A 17,739-nucleotide genomic window follows, 5' to 3' on the forward strand; every position below is an offset into this window, starting at 1 on the left:
TGCTCATCAGTCTGCAAATTGCAGCCATTCATCACAAAAAAAGCATTAATTTCAGTCAGAAAAAGCAGCTGCAGCCACCGTTATACTGTTTTTAACGGATACAAAATAGCATAAACGAAAATTTTTGTAACATTTCAGTATGTTTGTTCGTTATATACTGAAACTGAACTGATTTTAAGTAACCCCTTTGTCCTAATATACCAATATGAGTCTAAAAAAATGCTCCATACTTGCCGTTGACGACGACCCGGATGTGCTGATTGCCGTTCGCATGTTGTTGAAAAATGAAGTACAAAAAATTGTTACCGAAAAAAATCCGGAGAACATCCCTGCGCTGCTCAAAGAGCACCAATTTGATCTGCTCCTGCTCGATATGAATTTTAAATCGAGCATTAATACCGGTAATGAAGGTTTGTACTGGTTGAAACGTGTAAAGGATCTGAAGCCCAACCTGCAGGTAATTATGATAACAGCGTACGCTGATATTGATCTTGCCGTACGCTCGCTGAAGGAAGGCGCTTTCGATTTTATGGTAAAGCCCTGGCATAACGAGAAACTCATTAGCACCGTTGAAGATGCGCTGGAAAAAAACCATAAACAGCAACGTGCCGAATCGCGCAACAGCAAAGACAGCATCATTGGTACCGAGCTGCTGGGCGAAAGCGAAGTAATGCAGGATATTTTTTATAAAATTTCCAAAATAGCACCTACCGATGCCAATATTCTGATACTGGGCGAAAACGGCACCGGTAAAGATTTGATTGCCAAAGCGATTCATCAAAAATCATTACGTGCTAAGCAGCCGTATGTAAAAGTAGATGTAGGCGCACTTACGGATAGTTTATTTGAAAGTGAATTGTTTGGGCATAAAAAAGGTGCATTTACAGATGCGCGCGAAGAGCGCGAAGGGCGCTTTGAAAGTGCAAACGGCGGCACGCTGTTTCTGGATGAAATTAGCAATATTTCGCTTACGCAACAGGCAAAATTATTGACCGTTTTACAAAATAGAATGGTAACTAAATTAGGTTCCAATCAGCCAATTCCTATCGACATCAGGTTGATTTGTGCTACCAACGTTACACTGGCAGATTTAGCTAATGAGAACCGCTTTCGCAAAGACCTGATTTACCGCATCAACACCGTAGAAATCACCGTTCCACCATTGCGTAAGCGCAAGGAAGATATGCTGATGCTGGCAAAACATTTTGCCAATATCTATGCTACCAAATACATGAAACCGGCTGTTGAGTTTGATAAATCGGCTATTGAAAAACTGCAATCTTATCATTATCCTGGCAACGTGCGCGAACTGCAATATACCATAGAACGCGCCATTATCATGAGCGATGGCGAGGTGCTCCACAGCAGCGATTTAATCTTCTCTCCTATCGAATCGGCGCCGGTTGCCGTTACGGTTGGAGACGATGACAGCAACCTGAGCCATCTGGAAAAAAATACTATTTTGCGGGTAATAGAAAAACATAGCGGCAACATTACAAAAGCTGCTAAAGAGCTGGGTCTTACACGTACTGCACTCTACAGGAGATTGAGTAAATATGACATTTAAAAAATACGAGTTAAGCATACTTTCCCGCGTTATTATTCTCTTTGTTATACTCACTATCGAAGCTTATTTCATAGTCAATTCCGAGATCGTCTATGCCATCATGCTCTCGCCGGTGCTGATATACCAGGTGTTCAATTTTTATTTGTTTCACAAAAGAGCACAGCGCGAAGTAGAAGAGTTTGTGGAAGCCATTCATTACCGCGATTTCTCGCGCCACTTTAATGTAAAACTGGCACCTGCAGGCTTGCAGCCGCTGCGTGCAGGGTTTAATGAAATTAACCTGGCATTTAAACAAATTGCCCGCGAAAAAGAAACACAATATCAATACCTGCAAAAAATATTGGAGTTGGTAGATACCGGCATTCTCTCTTACAGCATAGAAGATGGCAAAGTAGTATGGATGAATGAGGCATTGAAGAATTTGCTGCAAGTGCCATATTTGCGCACTATTGATTCGCTGGATATACGCGATGCAGCACTCCATGCGCAAGTAAAAGATTTGAAACCCGGCGAAACGCTGATTACCGAAGTCCATCCTGAAAAAACAGCTATTAAAATTTTACTGTCTGCTACGGCCTTTCAAACAGATGGCAGTATGTATAAACTGATTGCTTTTCAGAACATCAACGAAGCATTGGACGAAACCGAAAACAATGCCTGGCAAAAATTACTGCGTGTGCTTACACACGAAATCATGAATTCGGTAGCGCCCATTTCTTCCCTTGCTGGCACACTCAAAGACCGGCTGCATGAATCCTTGCCCGTGCTTGCAGACAATAACAATTCGGTGGAAGATTTGGAAATGGGCATAGATACCATTCGCCGCCGCAGCGAAAACTTATTGAAGTTTGTAGATACATACCGCAATCTGAATAAAATACAAACGCTTACACTCACTACGGCTTATGTACGGGATATATTCGAGAATTTATACCAGTTGATGGAGCCCACGTTAGAAGCCAAGAATATAGAACTGGATGTGATTCTGAAAGATACCAGCCTGCAACTGGAAGCCGATATAAACCTTGTTGAACAGATGCTGATTAACCTGGTTATCAATGCGATTGATGCAGTAAAAAATAAAGCTAATCCGGTTATCAGCTTATCCGGCAGTGTAAACAGCAACAAAAAGGTAATCATCAAAGTATCAGATAACGGCTATGGCATGGAGCCGGAGATAATGGACAAGATATTTGTACCTTTTTTCACCACAAAAAAAACCGGCAGCGGCATTGGCTTAAGCTTGTGTAAGCAAATCATGCAACTGCACAAAGGTTCTATTGCCGTGCAAAGTGCTGTAGGCGAGGGCACAACATTTACGCTGCAATTCTAACGGAGGTTTGGGACAGAGATACTCCGTCATTCTGAGCAGTAGCGAAGTGCTCTGTGCTATGCTTAAATCAATATAGATGACATGATTTGAAGAAAGAAACATATTTGTCCTTTGAAGCTAACAAATCAAACCTCTTTAAGGCTTATTTTGATTGTACTACTGCCCACAGATTACTTCGCTCCCAATGACGAATACACCGTAATCACACATCTAATATCATTCATAGAACCACACTGTACATTATATTGCTTTTCATAAAAAACCTATAAAACTCATCCTTACAACATCTGCCCCAACCAACACGTTATTTTTGTAGTATGAATTGGATAAAAGGTGTTTTGCTGCAAGTGTTGTTTGTAGGCTGTTTAAATGCAGCATATAGCCAATATTATTACAACGATATTGTAGCTACAAAGCAGGCTGCCCAGCAATACCAGGCTTTAAAGGCTAATCATATTTCGCATGTAACTGCAAAAAGTTTTGAAAGTGATAACCAGCCCACGGAAAACTTTCAGTTAGAACAAACGATTTCACCTGATGCAAATACCGTTACTGTTAATGCAAGTTATCCTTCCACAGGCAATTTATTAACTGTAAATACATACAAGAACGGGAAACTGGTATCTACCCAGGATAGCTCGGCGAATGTGTTGACCACTACCGCTTACACTTACAACGGTGCCGGTGATATTGCTTCCATTACTACCGAAACTATAGATACGTTTATGAACAGCCACTCTACCGAAGTGCATCTTTGGCAATACAACAGTAACGGGCAGCCTGCACAAATGCTGAAGATAAAAGATGGCAGCGATACTACGCTGGTGGTCTTTACTTACGATAATGGCAATGTGGCACAGGAAACCTGGAAGCGTAAAGGGCGTACAGTAGAAAATTATTACTACTACTACAACGCCAACAATCAGCTTACCGATATTGTACGCTACAACTATCGCGTTAAAAAAATGCTGCCCGATTTTTTATATGATTACGATGCCAACGGGCGTGTAATAAAAATGATGCAGGTACCCGCAGGAAGAAGCGACTACATGATTTGGCAATACATTTATAACGACAATGGACTAAAAGAAAAAGAGTTGCTGTACAACAAGCAACAGCAACTCGTAGGAAAAATCGAGTATCAATATCAGTGATGTTGCATTGATTAAAGTTTAATGTCTAAAGTCAGGTTGCCGGTTCTTTACACCTTTAACATTAAACTTCTTGCGGCATAAACAAAGCCTTCAACTCCGCTGCTTCATCGGGCTTCATTTTGCCACTTAAAATGAGACGCACTTGTCTTCTGCGCAAAGCACCTTCGTATAATAATTGCTCTTCTTTAGTTTCAGGAATTAATGCCGGTACAGACTTAGGTTTGCCAGTGGCATCCAATGCTACAAACGTGAAGTACGCCTCATTACTTTCATATTGATGCTGGTTCAGTACATCTTCCCCCCACACTTTCAAATGTATTTCCATAGATGTGTTAAAGGCACGTGTCACCTTAGCTTCTATATGTACTACATTGCCCAGTTTTATAGGTGTTTTAAAACTGATGTTGTCTACGCTGGCAGTCATGCTTGCCGAGTTGCAATGCTTGGTAGATGCCATGGCAGCAGCAATATCCATCCAGTACATCAGGCGGCCACCCATGAGATTGCCAAACACATTGGTATCGTTGGGCAGCACTATTTCGTTCATTACCGTAAGGCTTTCTATTGCTTTTTTACCTTCCATAACTTTAATTTGCGGCAAAGATAAGCAGGTGTATGGATCGTGATGTCTCCTGATGTGTTTAGGACTTGATGTCTCCTGATTACTTTAGATGGCGTTGCTTTTGAATTTTTTAATTAATCTGATAGAAGCAACTGCTATATCTCTATGCGCCGCTGTGCTGTACTCCGGTATCTTTGCGTTAAAAGATGCATGTTCACAAACATCTTTTTTAAACATCAATTATTAAACTTTTTGTAAGCATAAAAGCATTTTGATAAAGGAAAGATTTATCCATTCTCACTACTTTCGCCATAAACCTTGTAAACACAGCTTTGATGGGCAAGAATAATATTACTAAAAGTACCGTAAGCGCACTTGGCTACCACTTTATTGCACAGGCATACCTGCCAGAAGGTAAAGATGAATATTACCTCCGCAACCTGCAAAACCGTAGTGGCATTAATTACCGGCAATTAACGGCTTATGAGATAGAAGTGCTCGTACGTAACCGCAACACCAGCGACAACTGGAACAACCTGCTCGTATCTGATGCTTTCAACCCCGAACTGGTAAAGAATTGCAAATTTTATGGTTTGGTGCGCATTGGTAAATTAGAGCCTTATGTGCTCTCTTTCAGCGATTTGAAACTACCTGTAGGTCTATACAACTCTACCATTATCAGCAGTGATTTTGGCGATAACGTAGCCATAGATAATGTGCATTATATGTCGCATTACATTACCGGTAGCAAAGTGATAATTACCAATGTAAATGAGTTGGTAACTACCGACCATTCTAAATTTGGTAACGGCATTGTAAAAGAAGGTGAGGAGGAAAGCGTACGCATCTGGCTGGAAATCTGTAATGAAAATGGCGGCAGAAAAGTAATTCCGTTTGTAAGCATGCAGGCTGGTGATGCATGGCTGTGGAGCCGCTACCGCGAAGATGATTTATTGCTCGAGCGCTTTAAAGAATTTACCGAAAAAGAATACAAGGTAGCGCGCGGTTATTATGGCAAAATTGGTGACCGCACAGTGATAAAAAATTGTGGTATTATTAAAGATGTTTGGATTGGTGCCGATGCTTACATAAAAGGTGCTAACAAGCTAAAAAATCTTACCATCAATTCGGGCGAAGAAGGGCAAACGCAGATTGGTGAAGGATGCGAATTAGTAAATGGCGTGATCGGTTTTGGCTGCCGCGTGTTTTATGGTGTAAAAGCAGTGCGGTTTATAATGGCATCGCACTCGCAGTTGAAATATGGAGCACGATTAATTAATTCTTATTTAGGCAATAATGCTACAATCTCCTGTTGCGAAGTGTTGAATTCTTTAATATTCCCATCGCACGAGCAGCACCACAACAACTCGTTTTTGTGCGCGGCGATGGTGATGGGGCAAAGCAATATTCCGGCTGGTGCAACTATCGGCAGCAATCATAATTCGCGTGGTGCCGATGGTGAAATTATTGTGGGACGAGGCTTTTGGCCAGGCTTATGTGTAAGCCTCAAACATAATACTAAAGTAGCGTCCTTCACCATTATTGCTAAAGGCGATTATAACTACGAACTGAATATACCTGTTCCATTTGCATTGGTAAGCAACGATGTGGCAAAAGACAGACTGGTGGTGATGCCGGCGTATTGGTTTTTGTACAACATGTATGCGCTCGCACGCAACGCGTGGAAGTATGCAGACAGAGATAACCGCACAGAACGCATCCAGTTTTTGGAAACTGATTTTTTGGCCCCGGATAGCGTAAACGAAATGTTTGATGCAATTGCCCTGTTTGAAACAGCCGTGGGTGCAGCTTTTTACCGCGAAAAAAGACCAGAAATTTTACCCACCGATGAACAATGCCTATTAGAAGGAAGACAATTATTACAGCAAAAAAATGAAGTCGTCAAAGAGCTGGAAATAAATGTTGCCGGCTTTGAAAATGCAAAGCGTAAAACGGCGATTACCAAAGTGCAGCAGGCGTATGATGCTTTCCGGGAAATGATTACTTTTTATGGCATTTGTGGCTTAATAACAGTGGCTGAACAATATGATTATACTGGTTTGCAATCATTGTTAAAAACAGCAACTTACGCACACAGAAATAATTGGCTGAATGTAGGCGGACAATTAATTCCGGAAGATGAAGTGGAAAAAGCAAAGCGGCTGATAAAAGAAGGAGAAATAGCTTCGTGGATTGATGTACATCAATTTTATATAACACAAGGACAACGATACCCGGAGCAAAAGCTGCTGCATCAATTAGCTTCGTTGAGTGAAGTAAAGCAAATGCCTTTAGATATGTTGAGCATGGAAGAAATACACATTTTATTGGAAGATGCAATTGTAATAAAAGAAAAAGTAGCAGCAGCCATCCACGCTTCACGCGCCAAAGATTACAATAATCCGTTTAGAAAAATGGTGTATGAAAGTGAACTGGAAATGGAGAAAGTAGTAGGCAGGCTGGAGGATAATAGCTTTATCTTACAGCAGGCGAAAGAAGTAGAAGCATTTAAAAATAAAGTTGCGGAATTGAAGGAGAAGTTGATGCAGCAGGTTATTTAAAACAGGTTTTACAAATAACATGGATTAAGTTTTATGCCAAAGTTGATAAAAATAATAAATCTTATTTTTACAAAAAGGGGTTCATATGAGCGCAATACCAGCCAGCAAATACATTAGCGTTGAAGATTACTTAGCTGCAGAAGAAGTAGCTCTGGAAAAGCATGCATATTACAAAGGCTAAGTATTTGCTATAGCTGGTCCTGGCATAGCACATAACCGTATTGTGCGAAATGCCACCATAACAATAGGCAGTTATCTTTGAAGACAAAACCTGTGAAATTCTTCCAAGTGATTTGCGTGTTTACATAGAGACACATTCTTTGTTCACCTACCCAGACCTAACCATTTTCTGCGAGCCATTAAAGATGTTCAAAAACAGAACCGATACAGCTACCAATCCAGTAGTAATTATCGAAGTATTATCTAAATCAACCCAGGATCATGACCGTGGCAGTAAATTTAAATTATACCGGGATTTGCCTTCTTTAAAAGAATATATTCTTATTTCTTTCACCGGAGTATTGATGGGAAAATATAAAAAGCAGGCGGATAATAAGTGGATAATAAATGGCAATTCACGGCTTATAATAAGGCAGAAGAAAGCTTTGCAATAGAAGCAATCGGGCTGAATATTGAAGTGAATACATTATATAGAGGAGTAGTATTTGAAGAATAATTGCCAATCTCATCTCAAAATTCCCCAATATTTTACAAAATATTCCAATATTCCATCTTCCTTATTCAATAATATTCCCTTACCTTCGCGCTCCCAAAAAGTTCTTTGTGTAAGAAATTGGGAGTTCCGATACAATCGGAACGCTATCACCAAAAAAAGTATAAAAATGGCTAAAGAAATTGCAACCTACGTAAAGTTGCAGGTTAAGGGTGGCCAAGCCAACCCCGCACCGCCCGTAGGTCCCGCGCTCGGTAGTAAGGGCGTAAACATCATGGAGTTCTGCAAGCAATTTAATGCAAGAACGCAGGATAAAATAGGAAAAGTAGTTCCTGTTATCATCACCGTTTATACCGACAAGTCTTTTGATTTTGTTATTAAGACGGCTCCCGCACCCATTCAGCTCATGGAAGCTGCCAAAATTCAAAAAGGTTCTAAGGAAAGTAATCGTGCTAAGGTGGGCAAAGTAACCTGGCAACAAGTAGAAACTATTGCTAAAGACAAAATGCCCGACCTCAACTGCTTTACACTGGAAAGCGCCATGAAAATGGTGGCTGGCACAGCACGCAGCATGGGCATTACCGTAGAAGGAAACGCTCCATGGCAATCTTAATTTATTAAACTCTTACAACTTTTTGCAAATGGCACTCACTAAAAAAAGAAAGCTGGCGGAAGCAAAAGTGGACAAAAACAAAGATTACTCTTTGCAGGCTGCTTCTTCGCTCGTTAAAGAAATAAATACCACCAAATTCGATTCTTCTGTTGACCTGCACGTGCGCCTTGGTGTAGATCCCAAAAAAGCAGACCAGCAGGTTCGTGGCACTGTTACCCTGCCACATGGCACCGGCAAAACCAAGCGTGTATTGGTTTTGTGCACACCCGATAAAGAAGCCGAAGCAAAGGCGGCTGGTGCAGACTTCGTAGGTTTGGATGAATTCGTTCAAAAAATTGAAGGCGGCTGGACAGATGTAGATGTGATTGTTGCTACACCATCGGTAATGCCTAAAATTGGTAGATTGGGTAAAATATTAGGTCCACGCAACCTGATGCCCAACCCAAAGACAGGTACGGTTACCAACAATGTAGCCGAAGCAGTAACGGAAGTAAAGGGCGGTAAAATTGCGTTCAAAGTAGATAAAGCAGGTATTGTACATGCTTCTATCGGCCGCATATCTTTTGATCCTGAAAAAATTGCTGCCAACAGCCAGGAATTAATCAATGCATTAATGAAGCTGAAGCCGACTACCGCAAAAGGCATTTACCTCAGAGGTGTAAGCATGGCCAGCACAATGAGCCCTGGTATTTCTATCGACACCAAATCTGTTCAAAGCTAAAAAATCCTTCACAACGCTTAGGAATTATTGTTTTGAATAGTTCAGAAGCACAAACAAAAGCGTTATGACCAAAGAACAAAAAAACGAAGTGATTGACGTTCTTAAAGAGAAATTCAATCAATATAATAACTTTTATATCACCAATACCGAGGCATTAACAGTAGCTCAGGTAAATAAATTACGCCGTGTTTGCTTCGACAAAAACGTAGAAGTAACAGTAGCTAAAAACACGCTTATCCGTAAGGCGTTAGAGCAAATAGATTCAGAACGTTTCAGCGGTGTGTACGACAGCCTGAATGGTGTAACAGCCCTACTCTTTAGCGAGAATGCAAAAGAGCCGGCGCTGCTCATTAGCTCTTTCCGTAAAGATGCCAATACCGAAAAGCCCATCTTAAAAGCAGCTTACATTGATACAGCTATTTTTGTTGGTAACGACCAACTGGATACGCTGAAAACGCTGAAAAGCAAGCAAGACCTTATTGGTGAAATCATTGGCTTGTTGCAATCTCCTGCCAAGAATGTTATCAGCGGCTTAAATGCAGGCAGCAAACTCGCCGGCATCATCAAAGCACTGGAAGAAAGAGAGGCTGCACCAGCACAATAATTAATATTAGTTACCGGATATTGGATACCAGTAACCGGTAACTACAAATACTTACCTCAAGCCTGAGAGGTAACTACAACACAAATTTTTTTAAACATTCCGCCGGAGCACAGGCAATGAAGGCGGCAAAAATTTGAAATCATGGCAGATTTAAAAGCCTTTGCAGATCAACTGGTTAACTTAACTGTAAAAGAAGTTAACGAATTAGCTAAAATTTTGAAAGACGAGTACGGCATCGAGCCTGCTGCTGCAGCCGTAGCTGTTGCTGGTCCTGCTGCTGGTGGTGGCGCTGCTGCTCCTGCTGCTGAAGAAAAAACAGCATTTGACGTTATCCTGAAAAGCGGTGGCGCAAACAAACTGCAGGTTGTTAAGATCGTAAAAGACTTAACTGGCTTAGGTTTGAAAGAAGCAAAAGAATTAGTTGACGGCGCTCCAAAACCTATCAAAGAAGGTGTTGCTAAAGCCGAAGCTGACGACTTAGCTGCTAAGCTGAAAGAAGCAGGTGCTGATGTTGAAGTAAAATAATTATTTCAATAATTGCATTTAAAAGGAGCTGTGTTATACGCAGCTCCTTTGTTTTTTTATAGCCCCTGGATGACACGGACTTTATGTGCAAATTGAGTTTTGAATAATGATTAGACTGATAATAATAGCTGATGAATCTGATTCGTGATTCGTTAGTATAATATCTCCTTTTTTATCCATGCTTTAATCCATACTATCCGTGTGCTATAAATTCTTGCAATTCGCGTAATTATCTCCGGATATCTCGTGCGCTACTTTCGTGGCTCCCAAATAACTTCTTCCACCCCCAACTGTTTACCCACATATCTTGCCAGTACAAACAGGTAATCGCTTAGTCTGTTTAAATATTTAATTACTAATGGTTCTACAAATTGTTCGTGTTGCAACAGATTTACCACACTGCGCTCTGCGCGGCGGCAAACACAGCGGGTAATGTGAATAGTAGAAACAGCTACGTGACCGCCGGGTAAAATAAAATGCTTCATTACAGGTAAAGCATCATTCATGCGATCTATTTCTTTTTCCAAGAAACTAATATCCTCTTCTCTTAAATCAGGCAGATGCATACCGGTTTCTTTATCCGGGTCGCAGGCGAGCGAAGAACCGATGGTAAATAAGCGGTCTTGTATTGTTTTCGATACATTCTTCAATGCTTCATTCTGCAAGTAATCGCTTACCAAGCCAAAATACGAGTTCAACTCATCTATATTGCCATAGCTTTCTATACGTATATGGCTTTTTGGAATTTTAGTGCCACCGATTAAAGAAGTATTACCGGCATCACCGGTTTTGGTGTAAATTTTTATAGCCACAGAATAAGAATGTTATTGATTGTTGAAATATAACAAGGAATAGAATGGTAGTAAGCCAGGGCTTACGTCTTCACGAACCTTTGATTACCTTAACTCGTTGTTGAGTGTGAGGACGAACATTAAGACAGGGAAAGTTCTAAAATGTACTATTGCAATTGTTACACGCTTGCTGCTGTTGCGTGCACATGAGCATTCATGCTATCACTTTCAATATGACCATCACGCAGGCGTATCACACGCTTAGCATAGGCAGCAATATCTTCTTCGTGCGTTACTAAAACAACTGTATTACCGGCAGCTTGTATAGCTCCAAATATTTCCATTACTTCCACCGAAGTTTTACTGTCCAAATTTCCCGTAGGTTCATCCGCCAGCAGCAAAGAAGGATTGTTTACAATGGCACGCGCAATAGCTACACGTTGTATTTGTCCACCACTCATTTCATTGCTTTTATGGTGACTTCTGTCAGCGAGTCCCACTTTACGCAAAGCTTCCATTGCACGCTCGGTACGGTCCTTTTTGCTCACACCAGCATATACGAGCGGCAACGCCACGTTTTCGGCAGCGGTAAGGCGCGGCAACAAGTTAAACTGCTGAAACACAAAGCCAATCTCCATGTTACGCACATCGGCCAGCTCATCATCAGCCATTTTGCTCACATCTTTTCCGTTCAGCACATACCTGCCGCCGGTAGGCGTATCCAGGCAGCCAAGTATATTCATTAGCGTACTCTTGCCACTACCCGAAGGCCCCATAAGCGCTACATATTCGTTTTTATATATGTCCAGCGAAATGCCTTTGAGTACAGGAATAGCCTGCGTACCCATGAAATAGCTTTTCAGGATGCCTTCGAGATGGATGATAGATTGCATAATGGTTTGGTGTATTATTTTTTTATCACTTTAGGTACGAGAAAAAACGCTTCATTTTTTGCCGGTGCATTCCGCAAAGCTTCCTCCTGGCTGATGGAACCCAGCACTTCATCTTCGCGCAGTACATTCATGCGTGGGCTTATATGCAGCAGCGGCTCCACGCCATCTGTGTTTACTTCGTTGAGCTTTTCTACAAAGTTGATCATACGTCCCAGATCGGCTTTTAAGCCTTCTTTTTCTTCAGATGCCAATTCAAGCCGTGCCAATTGCGCCAGTTCATCAATTAGCTCATCGGTAATTTTCATATAAACAAAAATAAAAGAAACAAAATTGTTGTGCCTGCTTTTTTACAGCAGCGGATAAAGCTTAACAAGATGAGTATTGGGATGACGCTTTGCATATATGATGTAAAACGTGAGCTATACGATGTTATAAAAGCTGCAAAACTAAAGTGGGCAGAGCGTGTGAGGGATAACAACAGAACTATTCTCACAGAAAGTAACGCCAAATGCCGCGCCGCTTACTGGTCAGGCAAATTTTAAACCTTACATCTTAAACTTACGCTAACCAGCACACCTAATTACCATTATATAATGAATAGGATACGACCAGTAGAAGGTGCAACAAACAGCTTTCTATTTGCTGTATAACCCTTAAATATTTGTAATCCATTGTAATTTTAATGGTTATCACAAACTTTTATTGTTTTTTAAAGCAGGTTTAATGCCCTAGATTTTTAAATATAGAAAATATAGTCCGATATTTATATCCAGAAATCTGACGAACCAATATCGGGCTATGAAAGGAAAAAACTTTTTAATTTTTGTCTTAGAAGATGACAAATTGTACAATACCATCCTGCATCATTTTCTAAGTTTGAATCCGGAGCATGAGGTAAAATCGTTTACAACGGGAGCCGAACTACTAAAAGCCCTGCACCAGAAGCCGGACTTTATTACACTGGACTATTCGTTGCCGGATGGCAATGCAATGCAATTGCTGAAGCAAATAAGAGATGTGTTGCCGGAAGTGCGCATAGTGATCGTATCTGCCCAGCAAGATGTACAAACGGCAATTGACCTGCTAAAGAAAGGCGCAGACGACTACCTCGTAAAAGATAGCGAAACGCAAGACCGGCTATGGGTTGCTATTAAAAACTGCAAAGAAAAAATTTCGCTGAAGAAAGAAATTGAAACGCTGCAAACAGAAGTATCTAAAAAATACAATTTTCAGAAAGCCATTATTGGCAACAGTACGCCAATGAAGCAGGTTTTCTCTTTAATAGAAAAAGCGGCGCTGACCAATATCACTGTATCGGTAACCGGCGAAACAGGTACAGGTAAAGATTTAGTAGCAAAAGCTATTCACTTTAATTCTACCCGCAAAAGCAGGCCTTTTGTTCCGGTAAATATTGCCGCCATACCTGCCGAACTGATGGAAAGTGAACTGTTTGGGCACGAAAAAGGCTCTTTTACCGGCGCCGTTACCCAACGCATTGGCAAGTTTGAAGAAGCCAATAAAGGCACCCTGTTTTTAGATGAAATAGGAGAAATGGACATTACGCTGCAGGCAAAATTACTGCGGGTATTGCAGGAAAAAGAAATTACGCGCGTGGGCAGCAACAAGATCATTCCGGTAGATGTGCGCATTATCGTGGCTACGCATCGCAACCTGCTGGCAGAGGTAAAAAAAGGCACCTTTCGCGAAGACTTATATTATCGTTTACTGGGATTAAATATTCATCTGCCGCCATTGCGCAACCGCGAAAATGATGTACTGCTGATAGCCAAACATTTTATAGAACAGTTTTGCAGCGAGAATAATTTACCTAAAAAATACCTTTCGCTCGAGGCTAAAAAGCAATTGCTTAATTACCAGTTTCCCGGCAACATACGCGAGCTTAAATCTATTATTGATTTAAGTTGTGTAATGAGTGATGGCGAAGAAATAGAACTGGCACATACGCAACGTGTATCTGCTACTATGCCTGGCAGCATTACCTCGCTGGAAGAGCCGGTAACATTACGGCGCTTTACATTGCAACTATTACAGGACTACCTTGAAAAGTATGATTATGATGTGCTGAAAGTAGCGCAGGTATTGAATGTTGGGAAATCTACTTTGTATCGTTTGATAAAAAATAAAGAATTAAATGTTCCAGAAAAAGTTTACTAACTAATGCAAAATTCCAATATCATGTACAACATTGAGCAACTATACGACTTATCAGGTTTGAAAGAAATTCATCAGAATGATGAGGCGTTTATCCGCATAATCAAAGAGGCATTTATCAATCATACGCCGGCAGATGCCACTAAAATGCTGAACGCTTGTAGTGCAGGTGACTGGGCTCAGGTGGGCTTTCTGGCACACAAACTCAAGTCGAGCATTGACATCCTGAAGATTGCCTCTATTAAAGATGATATTCGTACCATCGAGTTGAATGCAAGACAACAAAAACAGCTTACTTCTTTGCCCGAATTGGTGCAGAAAGTAAATATTGTAATAGCAATGACTGCTAAACAAATGAATGAATAAACTATTATTTTAATGTAGTACGTTGTACAAAAAGTTCGCTTGATTTATTGCTTTAGATTTTTGGGTAAACACAATTTATATTGATCAGATGCATTGAATCTGAGATATTGTATTATATGTTAACGGCTTTAGTAAAAACGTTTTTACTAAAGCCGTTAATCATTTTACGTCAGCAGCATTACTCTACCCCTTAGTCTTTAATCGTATTTGCTCGCAACTTTTACCTTTATTTTTGTACCTTTTTTCTTACAGCATCTTCACCATTTCTTTAAACAGGTTTGTCAGTTTGGGTTCTGCTTCGCTGGCAGCCGCCAGCACCTCTTCGTGAGTAATAATATTATCATCTTCGCGAATACCCAGATCAGTAACTACACTCACGGCAAATACATCCATACCGCTATGGCGGGCTACAATCACTTCCTGTACCGTGCTCATGCCCACTACATCTCCGCCGATTGCTTTTATTAACCTGTATTCTGCATGTGTTTCAAACGTAGGGCCAGTAACCGCCACATACACGCCCTGATGCAGGTGATAGCCATACTGCGCACCTATTTCTTTTGCTTTGGCAATTAGTTTTTTATTATAAGGTTCGCTCATATCGGGAAAGCGGGTACCCAGAGCATCTTCGTTTTTCCCGATTAATGGATTGACAGTGAAGAAGCTGATGTGGTCGGTAATAATCATCAGGTCGCCTACTTTATAAGACGCATTTACAGCACCGGCAGCATTGGAAAGCAATAGCGTTTGCACACCCAATTGCTTTATTACTCTTACCGGGTAAGATACCTGCTGCGGCGTATAGCCTTCGTAAAAATGAAAGCGCCCTGCCATCACCAGCACTGTTTTGCCGTTCAATTTACCAAATATCATTTTACCGCTATGCCCCTGTACTGTGCTTTGTGGGAAATAAGGAATATCACTATAGGGGATCTCCTTTTCAATATCTATCTCGTTTACAAAATTGCCCAGTCCGCTGCCGAGCACAACAGCTACCAATGGCTGATGGGCATATTGTGATTGGATGTATGCTGCAGTTTCTTGTAGTTGTTGCAATAGTGGTTCAGCCATGGTCATGTATTTATATAAAAACTGAATAAACCACAAATATATAGCGCCGCAAAGTGTAGTTGTAACAAACAAATACTGCTAATTTTAAAACCTCAATTATTGTCCATTGCTGAAATACTTCTTTGCCACGACTATCTGCCTTTGCTGTATGTATGCCAATCAATTACAGGCTCAACTGTGTACCGGCAGTTTGGGCGATCCCGTAGTCAATATCACTTTTGGTACGGTAAGTCAGCCCTTAACATCACGGCAAACCAGCTACCGCTTTGATCAGGATTGCCCTGACGATGGTGAATATACTATTGCATCGGCGGTACCACAGTGCCATGCAGCAGATAATTCCTGGCATCCATTGAGAGAAGACCATACACCCAATGATATAAACGGCATGATGATGATTATAAATGCGTCTCAGGATCCGGGTGATTTTTATGTAGATACCGTACGTGGCTTGTGCAGCAATACCACCTATGAATTTGCAAGCTGGATTATGAATATATTGGCAACCGGATCTTTTTGCTACGCGAATGGCACTATTCCCAACATTACTTTTTCTATTGAAAATACAGATGGCTCTTTGATTGCGAAATACAACACCGGCGATATCAAGGCCACTGCTTTCGCACAATGGCAGCAGTTTGGCTTCTTTTTTACCAACAGTAACAACAGCGATATTGTATTACGGCTAACCAATAATGGTCCCGGTGGCTGCGGCAACGATTTAGCATTAGATGATATTACTTTTCGCCCATGCGGACCTGCCGTTACAGCTTTTATAAAGGGTGATAATAACAGCGCGGATTCTAACATCTGCCAGGGTACTGCAGCCAATCTTGTTTTGGAAAGTACTGTTTCAGCAGAATATACTAATCCTGCTTATCAATGGCAACAAAGTAGCAATAATGGTACAACCTGGACCGATATTGCAGGTGCCACTTCGCTTTCTTTACCCATAAATATTGCAGCGAATGCACAAGTAGCGAGTACACAATACCGGCTATCGGTTGGCAAAACTTCCAATATTAATACGGTACAATGCCGTATTGCATCCAATGTAGTAAGCATTAGCATTAACGAAAAGCCATCGCCGGACATCACGACCAATAATCCGTTTTGCGAAGGCAAAGACATTATCTTATCGGCACACAAGGGCACAGCTTTCAACTGGGCAGGACCTGATAACTTTTCTTCTACAGATAGTACTATTGTTTTAGCTGATGCAAACAGCAGGTACGATGGTGTTTATTCAGTAGATATTACCTCAGCAGCCGGTTGCAGTATTACTGCAAGCACCAGGGTGCTTGTGAATAAAAGCCCTGTCGCTGCTGTTAGCAATGATGTAAGTATCTGCGAAGGCAGCAGCACGCAATTGCAAGGCAGTGGTGGCTTTATATATCAATGGATTCCAGCAACAGGCTTATCCAATGCAGCTATTGCCAATCCGGTGGCATCGCCTGCAGATAGTACAAATTATACGCTTATTGTCACTAATGAAAAAGGCTGTACCGATACTGCTTTTACCAAAGTATTTGTTTGGAAGAAACCAATAGCCAATGCAGGTCCGAACAAGCAAATTATGGAAGGTGATACAGTAGTTTTGGAAGGTACTGCAAGCGGCACTAATATTACATACAACTGGACGCCAAATATAAACCTTACCACAGCGCAATTATTACAACCTATTGCTGCACCAACCCAAAACACTACTTATACATTACACATACAATCGCTGCAAGGCTGCGGTATTGCCATTGATGAGGTGTTTGTAAGGGTTTTTAAAAAAGTAGATATTCCTAATGCTTTTTCGCCCAACGGTGATGGTATTAATGATAAATGGATTTTGAAAAATATAGAAACGTATCCCGAAGCAGATATTACTGTCTTTAACCGTTATGGGCAGCTTTTATATAAAGCCAAAGGCAATGGACGCCCTTGGAATGGCACGTACAATGGCACCCCTTTACCAGTAGCTTCTTATTATTATGTAATTGATTTGAAAAGTAACTTTCCAAAGTTAAGTGGCTGGATAATGCTGCTGCGGTAATGATTGCCACGAAGACACAAAGACACGAAAGATTGAAAAAGAAAGAAAAAGGTTCCGAACCTTCTAAAAATTCGGAACCTTTTTCTTTA

Annotated in this window: 17 protein-coding genes; 12 read left to right on the plus strand and 5 right to left on the minus strand. The window is 41.0% G+C overall.

The window, feature by feature from the left end; genetic code table 11:
* Positions 1–205 precede the first annotated feature (205 nt).
* The 3 genes from FC093_RS11670 (at position 206) to FC093_RS11680 (ending at position 4,054) form a co-directional block, all read left to right on the plus strand.
* Positions 206–1,567 carry a sigma-54-dependent transcriptional regulator gene (locus FC093_RS11670; RefSeq protein ID WP_137261963.1) on the plus strand — a complete coding sequence of 454 codons (1,362 nt, stop codon included), beginning with the start codon at positions 206–208 and terminating at the stop codon, positions 1,565–1,567.
* The gene (locus tag FC093_RS11675; RefSeq protein ID WP_137261964.1) at positions 1,557–2,900 is read left to right on the plus strand and encodes a sensor histidine kinase; all 1,344 of its coding nucleotides are present in this window, start codon (positions 1,557–1,559) and stop codon (positions 2,898–2,900) included. Before FC093_RS11670 ends, FC093_RS11675 begins: the two co-directional genes overlap by 11 nt.
* A gap of 317 nt (positions 2,901–3,217) precedes the next feature.
* Entirely contained in the window at positions 3,218–4,054 is an 837-nt protein-coding gene (locus FC093_RS11680; protein WP_137261965.1) for a hypothetical protein, read from the plus strand.
* 61 nt (positions 4,055–4,115) lie between these two features.
* Here FC093_RS11680 and FC093_RS11685 read toward each other — a convergent pair whose 3' ends face one another.
* Positions 4,116–4,637 (minus strand): acyl-CoA thioesterase, encoded by a 522-nt coding sequence (locus FC093_RS11685; protein WP_137261966.1) that lies wholly within the window; start codon positions 4,635–4,637, stop codon positions 4,116–4,118.
* A gap of 314 nt (positions 4,638–4,951) precedes the next feature.
* Between FC093_RS11685 and FC093_RS11690 the strand changes: the two genes are divergently transcribed.
* The 6 genes from FC093_RS11690 to rplL all read left to right on the plus strand — a co-directional run bounded on the left by FC093_RS11690 (position 4,952) and on the right by rplL (position 10,313).
* Entirely contained in the window at positions 4,952–7,177 is a 2,226-nt protein-coding gene (locus FC093_RS11690) for a DUF4954 family protein (RefSeq protein WP_137261967.1), read from the plus strand.
* A 254-nt stretch (positions 7,178–7,431) separates the two neighbouring features.
* Positions 7,432–7,791, plus strand: coding sequence for a Uma2 family endonuclease (locus tag FC093_RS11695; RefSeq protein ID WP_137261968.1), 360 nt, complete (start codon positions 7,432–7,434; stop codon positions 7,789–7,791).
* 228 nt (positions 7,792–8,019) lie between these two features.
* Positions 8,020–8,463: a 50S ribosomal protein L11 gene (gene rplK / locus FC093_RS11700; protein WP_137261969.1), complete on the plus strand. Its 444-nt coding sequence runs from the start codon at positions 8,020–8,022 to the stop codon at positions 8,461–8,463.
* Positions 8,464–8,491: 28 nt separating this feature from the next.
* Positions 8,492–9,184 carry a 50S ribosomal protein L1 gene (gene rplA / locus FC093_RS11705; RefSeq protein WP_137261970.1) on the plus strand — a complete coding sequence of 231 codons (693 nt, stop codon included), beginning with the start codon at positions 8,492–8,494 and terminating at the stop codon, positions 9,182–9,184.
* A gap of 64 nt (positions 9,185–9,248) precedes the next feature.
* Positions 9,249–9,788 carry a 50S ribosomal protein L10 gene (gene rplJ, locus FC093_RS11710; RefSeq protein WP_137261971.1) on the plus strand — a complete coding sequence of 180 codons (540 nt, stop codon included), beginning with the start codon at positions 9,249–9,251 and terminating at the stop codon, positions 9,786–9,788.
* Between the two features lie 141 nt (positions 9,789–9,929).
* Complete coding sequence (rplL, locus tag FC093_RS11715) at positions 9,930–10,313, plus strand: 50S ribosomal protein L7/L12 (protein WP_137261972.1); 384 nt, start codon at positions 9,930–9,932, stop codon at positions 10,311–10,313.
* 251 nt (positions 10,314–10,564) lie between these two features.
* Here rplL and FC093_RS11720 read toward each other — a convergent pair whose 3' ends face one another.
* From FC093_RS11720 to gatC, 3 genes are all read right to left on the minus strand, one after another.
* On the minus strand, positions 10,565–11,125 hold the full coding sequence (locus tag FC093_RS11720; protein WP_206106555.1) for a cob(I)yrinic acid a,c-diamide adenosyltransferase: 561 nt from the start codon (positions 11,123–11,125) through the stop codon (positions 10,565–10,567).
* A 158-nt stretch (positions 11,126–11,283) separates the two neighbouring features.
* On the minus strand, positions 11,284–11,997 hold the full coding sequence (locus FC093_RS11725) for an ABC transporter ATP-binding protein (RefSeq protein ID WP_137261973.1): 714 nt from the start codon (positions 11,995–11,997) through the stop codon (positions 11,284–11,286).
* A gap of 14 nt (positions 11,998–12,011) precedes the next feature.
* Positions 12,012–12,302, minus strand: a complete 291-nt coding sequence (gatC, locus tag FC093_RS11730; RefSeq protein WP_137261974.1) for an Asp-tRNA(Asn)/Glu-tRNA(Gln) amidotransferase subunit GatC — start codon at positions 12,300–12,302, stop codon at positions 12,012–12,014.
* Between the two features lie 493 nt (positions 12,303–12,795).
* Between gatC and FC093_RS11740 the strand changes: the two genes are divergently transcribed.
* Both FC093_RS11740 and FC093_RS11745 read left to right on the plus strand, forming a co-directional pair.
* Positions 12,796–14,172: a sigma-54-dependent transcriptional regulator gene (locus FC093_RS11740; protein WP_137261976.1), complete on the plus strand. Its 1,377-nt coding sequence runs from the start codon at positions 12,796–12,798 to the stop codon at positions 14,170–14,172.
* Positions 14,173–14,175: 3 nt separating this feature from the next.
* Positions 14,176–14,535 carry an Hpt domain-containing protein gene (locus FC093_RS11745; protein ID WP_137261977.1) on the plus strand — a complete coding sequence of 120 codons (360 nt, stop codon included), beginning with the start codon at positions 14,176–14,178 and terminating at the stop codon, positions 14,533–14,535.
* A 246-nt stretch (positions 14,536–14,781) separates the two neighbouring features.
* Here FC093_RS11745 and FC093_RS11750 read toward each other — a convergent pair whose 3' ends face one another.
* Positions 14,782–15,606 (minus strand): purine-nucleoside phosphorylase, encoded by an 825-nt coding sequence (locus FC093_RS11750; protein ID WP_137261978.1) that lies wholly within the window; start codon positions 15,604–15,606, stop codon positions 14,782–14,784.
* Between the two features lie 106 nt (positions 15,607–15,712).
* Here FC093_RS11750 and FC093_RS11755 point away from each other — a divergent pair, with 106 nt between their 5' ends.
* Complete coding sequence (locus FC093_RS11755; protein WP_170971063.1) at positions 15,713–17,650, plus strand: gliding motility-associated C-terminal domain-containing protein; 1,938 nt, start codon at positions 15,713–15,715, stop codon at positions 17,648–17,650.
* Positions 17,651–17,739: the final 89 nt, after the last annotated feature.

Source organism: Ilyomonas limi (assembly GCF_005233845.1).
GTDB classification, from domain to species: domain Bacteria; phylum Bacteroidota; class Bacteroidia; order Chitinophagales; family Chitinophagaceae; genus Ilyomonas; species Ilyomonas limi.

What these genes read in the sequence shown, in the direction of transcription:
- rplL (WP_137261972.1), top strand. Translation starts at nt 9,930, where the DNA reads ATGGCAGATTTAAAAGCCTTTGCAGATCAACTGGTTAACTTAACTGTA.
- FC093_RS11685 (WP_137261966.1), bottom strand. Translation starts at nt 4,637, where the DNA reads ATGGAAGGTAAAAAAGCAATAGAAAGCCTTACGGTAATGAACGAAATA.
- FC093_RS11750 (WP_137261978.1), bottom strand. Translation starts at nt 15,606, where the DNA reads ATGGCTGAACCACTATTGCAACAACTACAAGAAACTGCAGCATACATC.
- rplK (WP_137261969.1), top strand. Translation starts at nt 8,020, where the DNA reads ATGGCTAAAGAAATTGCAACCTACGTAAAGTTGCAGGTTAAGGGTGGC.
- rplA (WP_137261970.1), top strand. Translation starts at nt 8,492, where the DNA reads ATGGCACTCACTAAAAAAAGAAAGCTGGCGGAAGCAAAAGTGGACAAA.
- FC093_RS11680 (WP_137261965.1), top strand. Translation starts at nt 3,218, where the DNA reads ATGAATTGGATAAAAGGTGTTTTGCTGCAAGTGTTGTTTGTAGGCTGT.
- gatC (WP_137261974.1), bottom strand. Translation starts at nt 12,302, where the DNA reads ATGAAAATTACCGATGAGCTAATTGATGAACTGGCGCAATTGGCACGG.
- FC093_RS11670 (WP_137261963.1), top strand. Translation starts at nt 206, where the DNA reads ATGAGTCTAAAAAAATGCTCCATACTTGCCGTTGACGACGACCCGGAT.
- FC093_RS11675 (WP_137261964.1), top strand. Translation starts at nt 1,557, where the DNA reads ATGACATTTAAAAAATACGAGTTAAGCATACTTTCCCGCGTTATTATT.
- FC093_RS11740 (WP_137261976.1), top strand. Translation starts at nt 12,796, where the DNA reads ATGAAAGGAAAAAACTTTTTAATTTTTGTCTTAGAAGATGACAAATTG.
- FC093_RS11745 (WP_137261977.1), top strand. Translation starts at nt 14,176, where the DNA reads ATGCAAAATTCCAATATCATGTACAACATTGAGCAACTATACGACTTA.
- FC093_RS11690 (WP_137261967.1), top strand. Translation starts at nt 4,952, where the DNA reads ATGGGCAAGAATAATATTACTAAAAGTACCGTAAGCGCACTTGGCTAC.
- FC093_RS11725 (WP_137261973.1), bottom strand. Translation starts at nt 11,997, where the DNA reads ATGCAATCTATCATCCATCTCGAAGGCATCCTGAAAAGCTATTTCATG.
- rplJ (WP_137261971.1), top strand. Translation starts at nt 9,249, where the DNA reads ATGACCAAAGAACAAAAAAACGAAGTGATTGACGTTCTTAAAGAGAAA.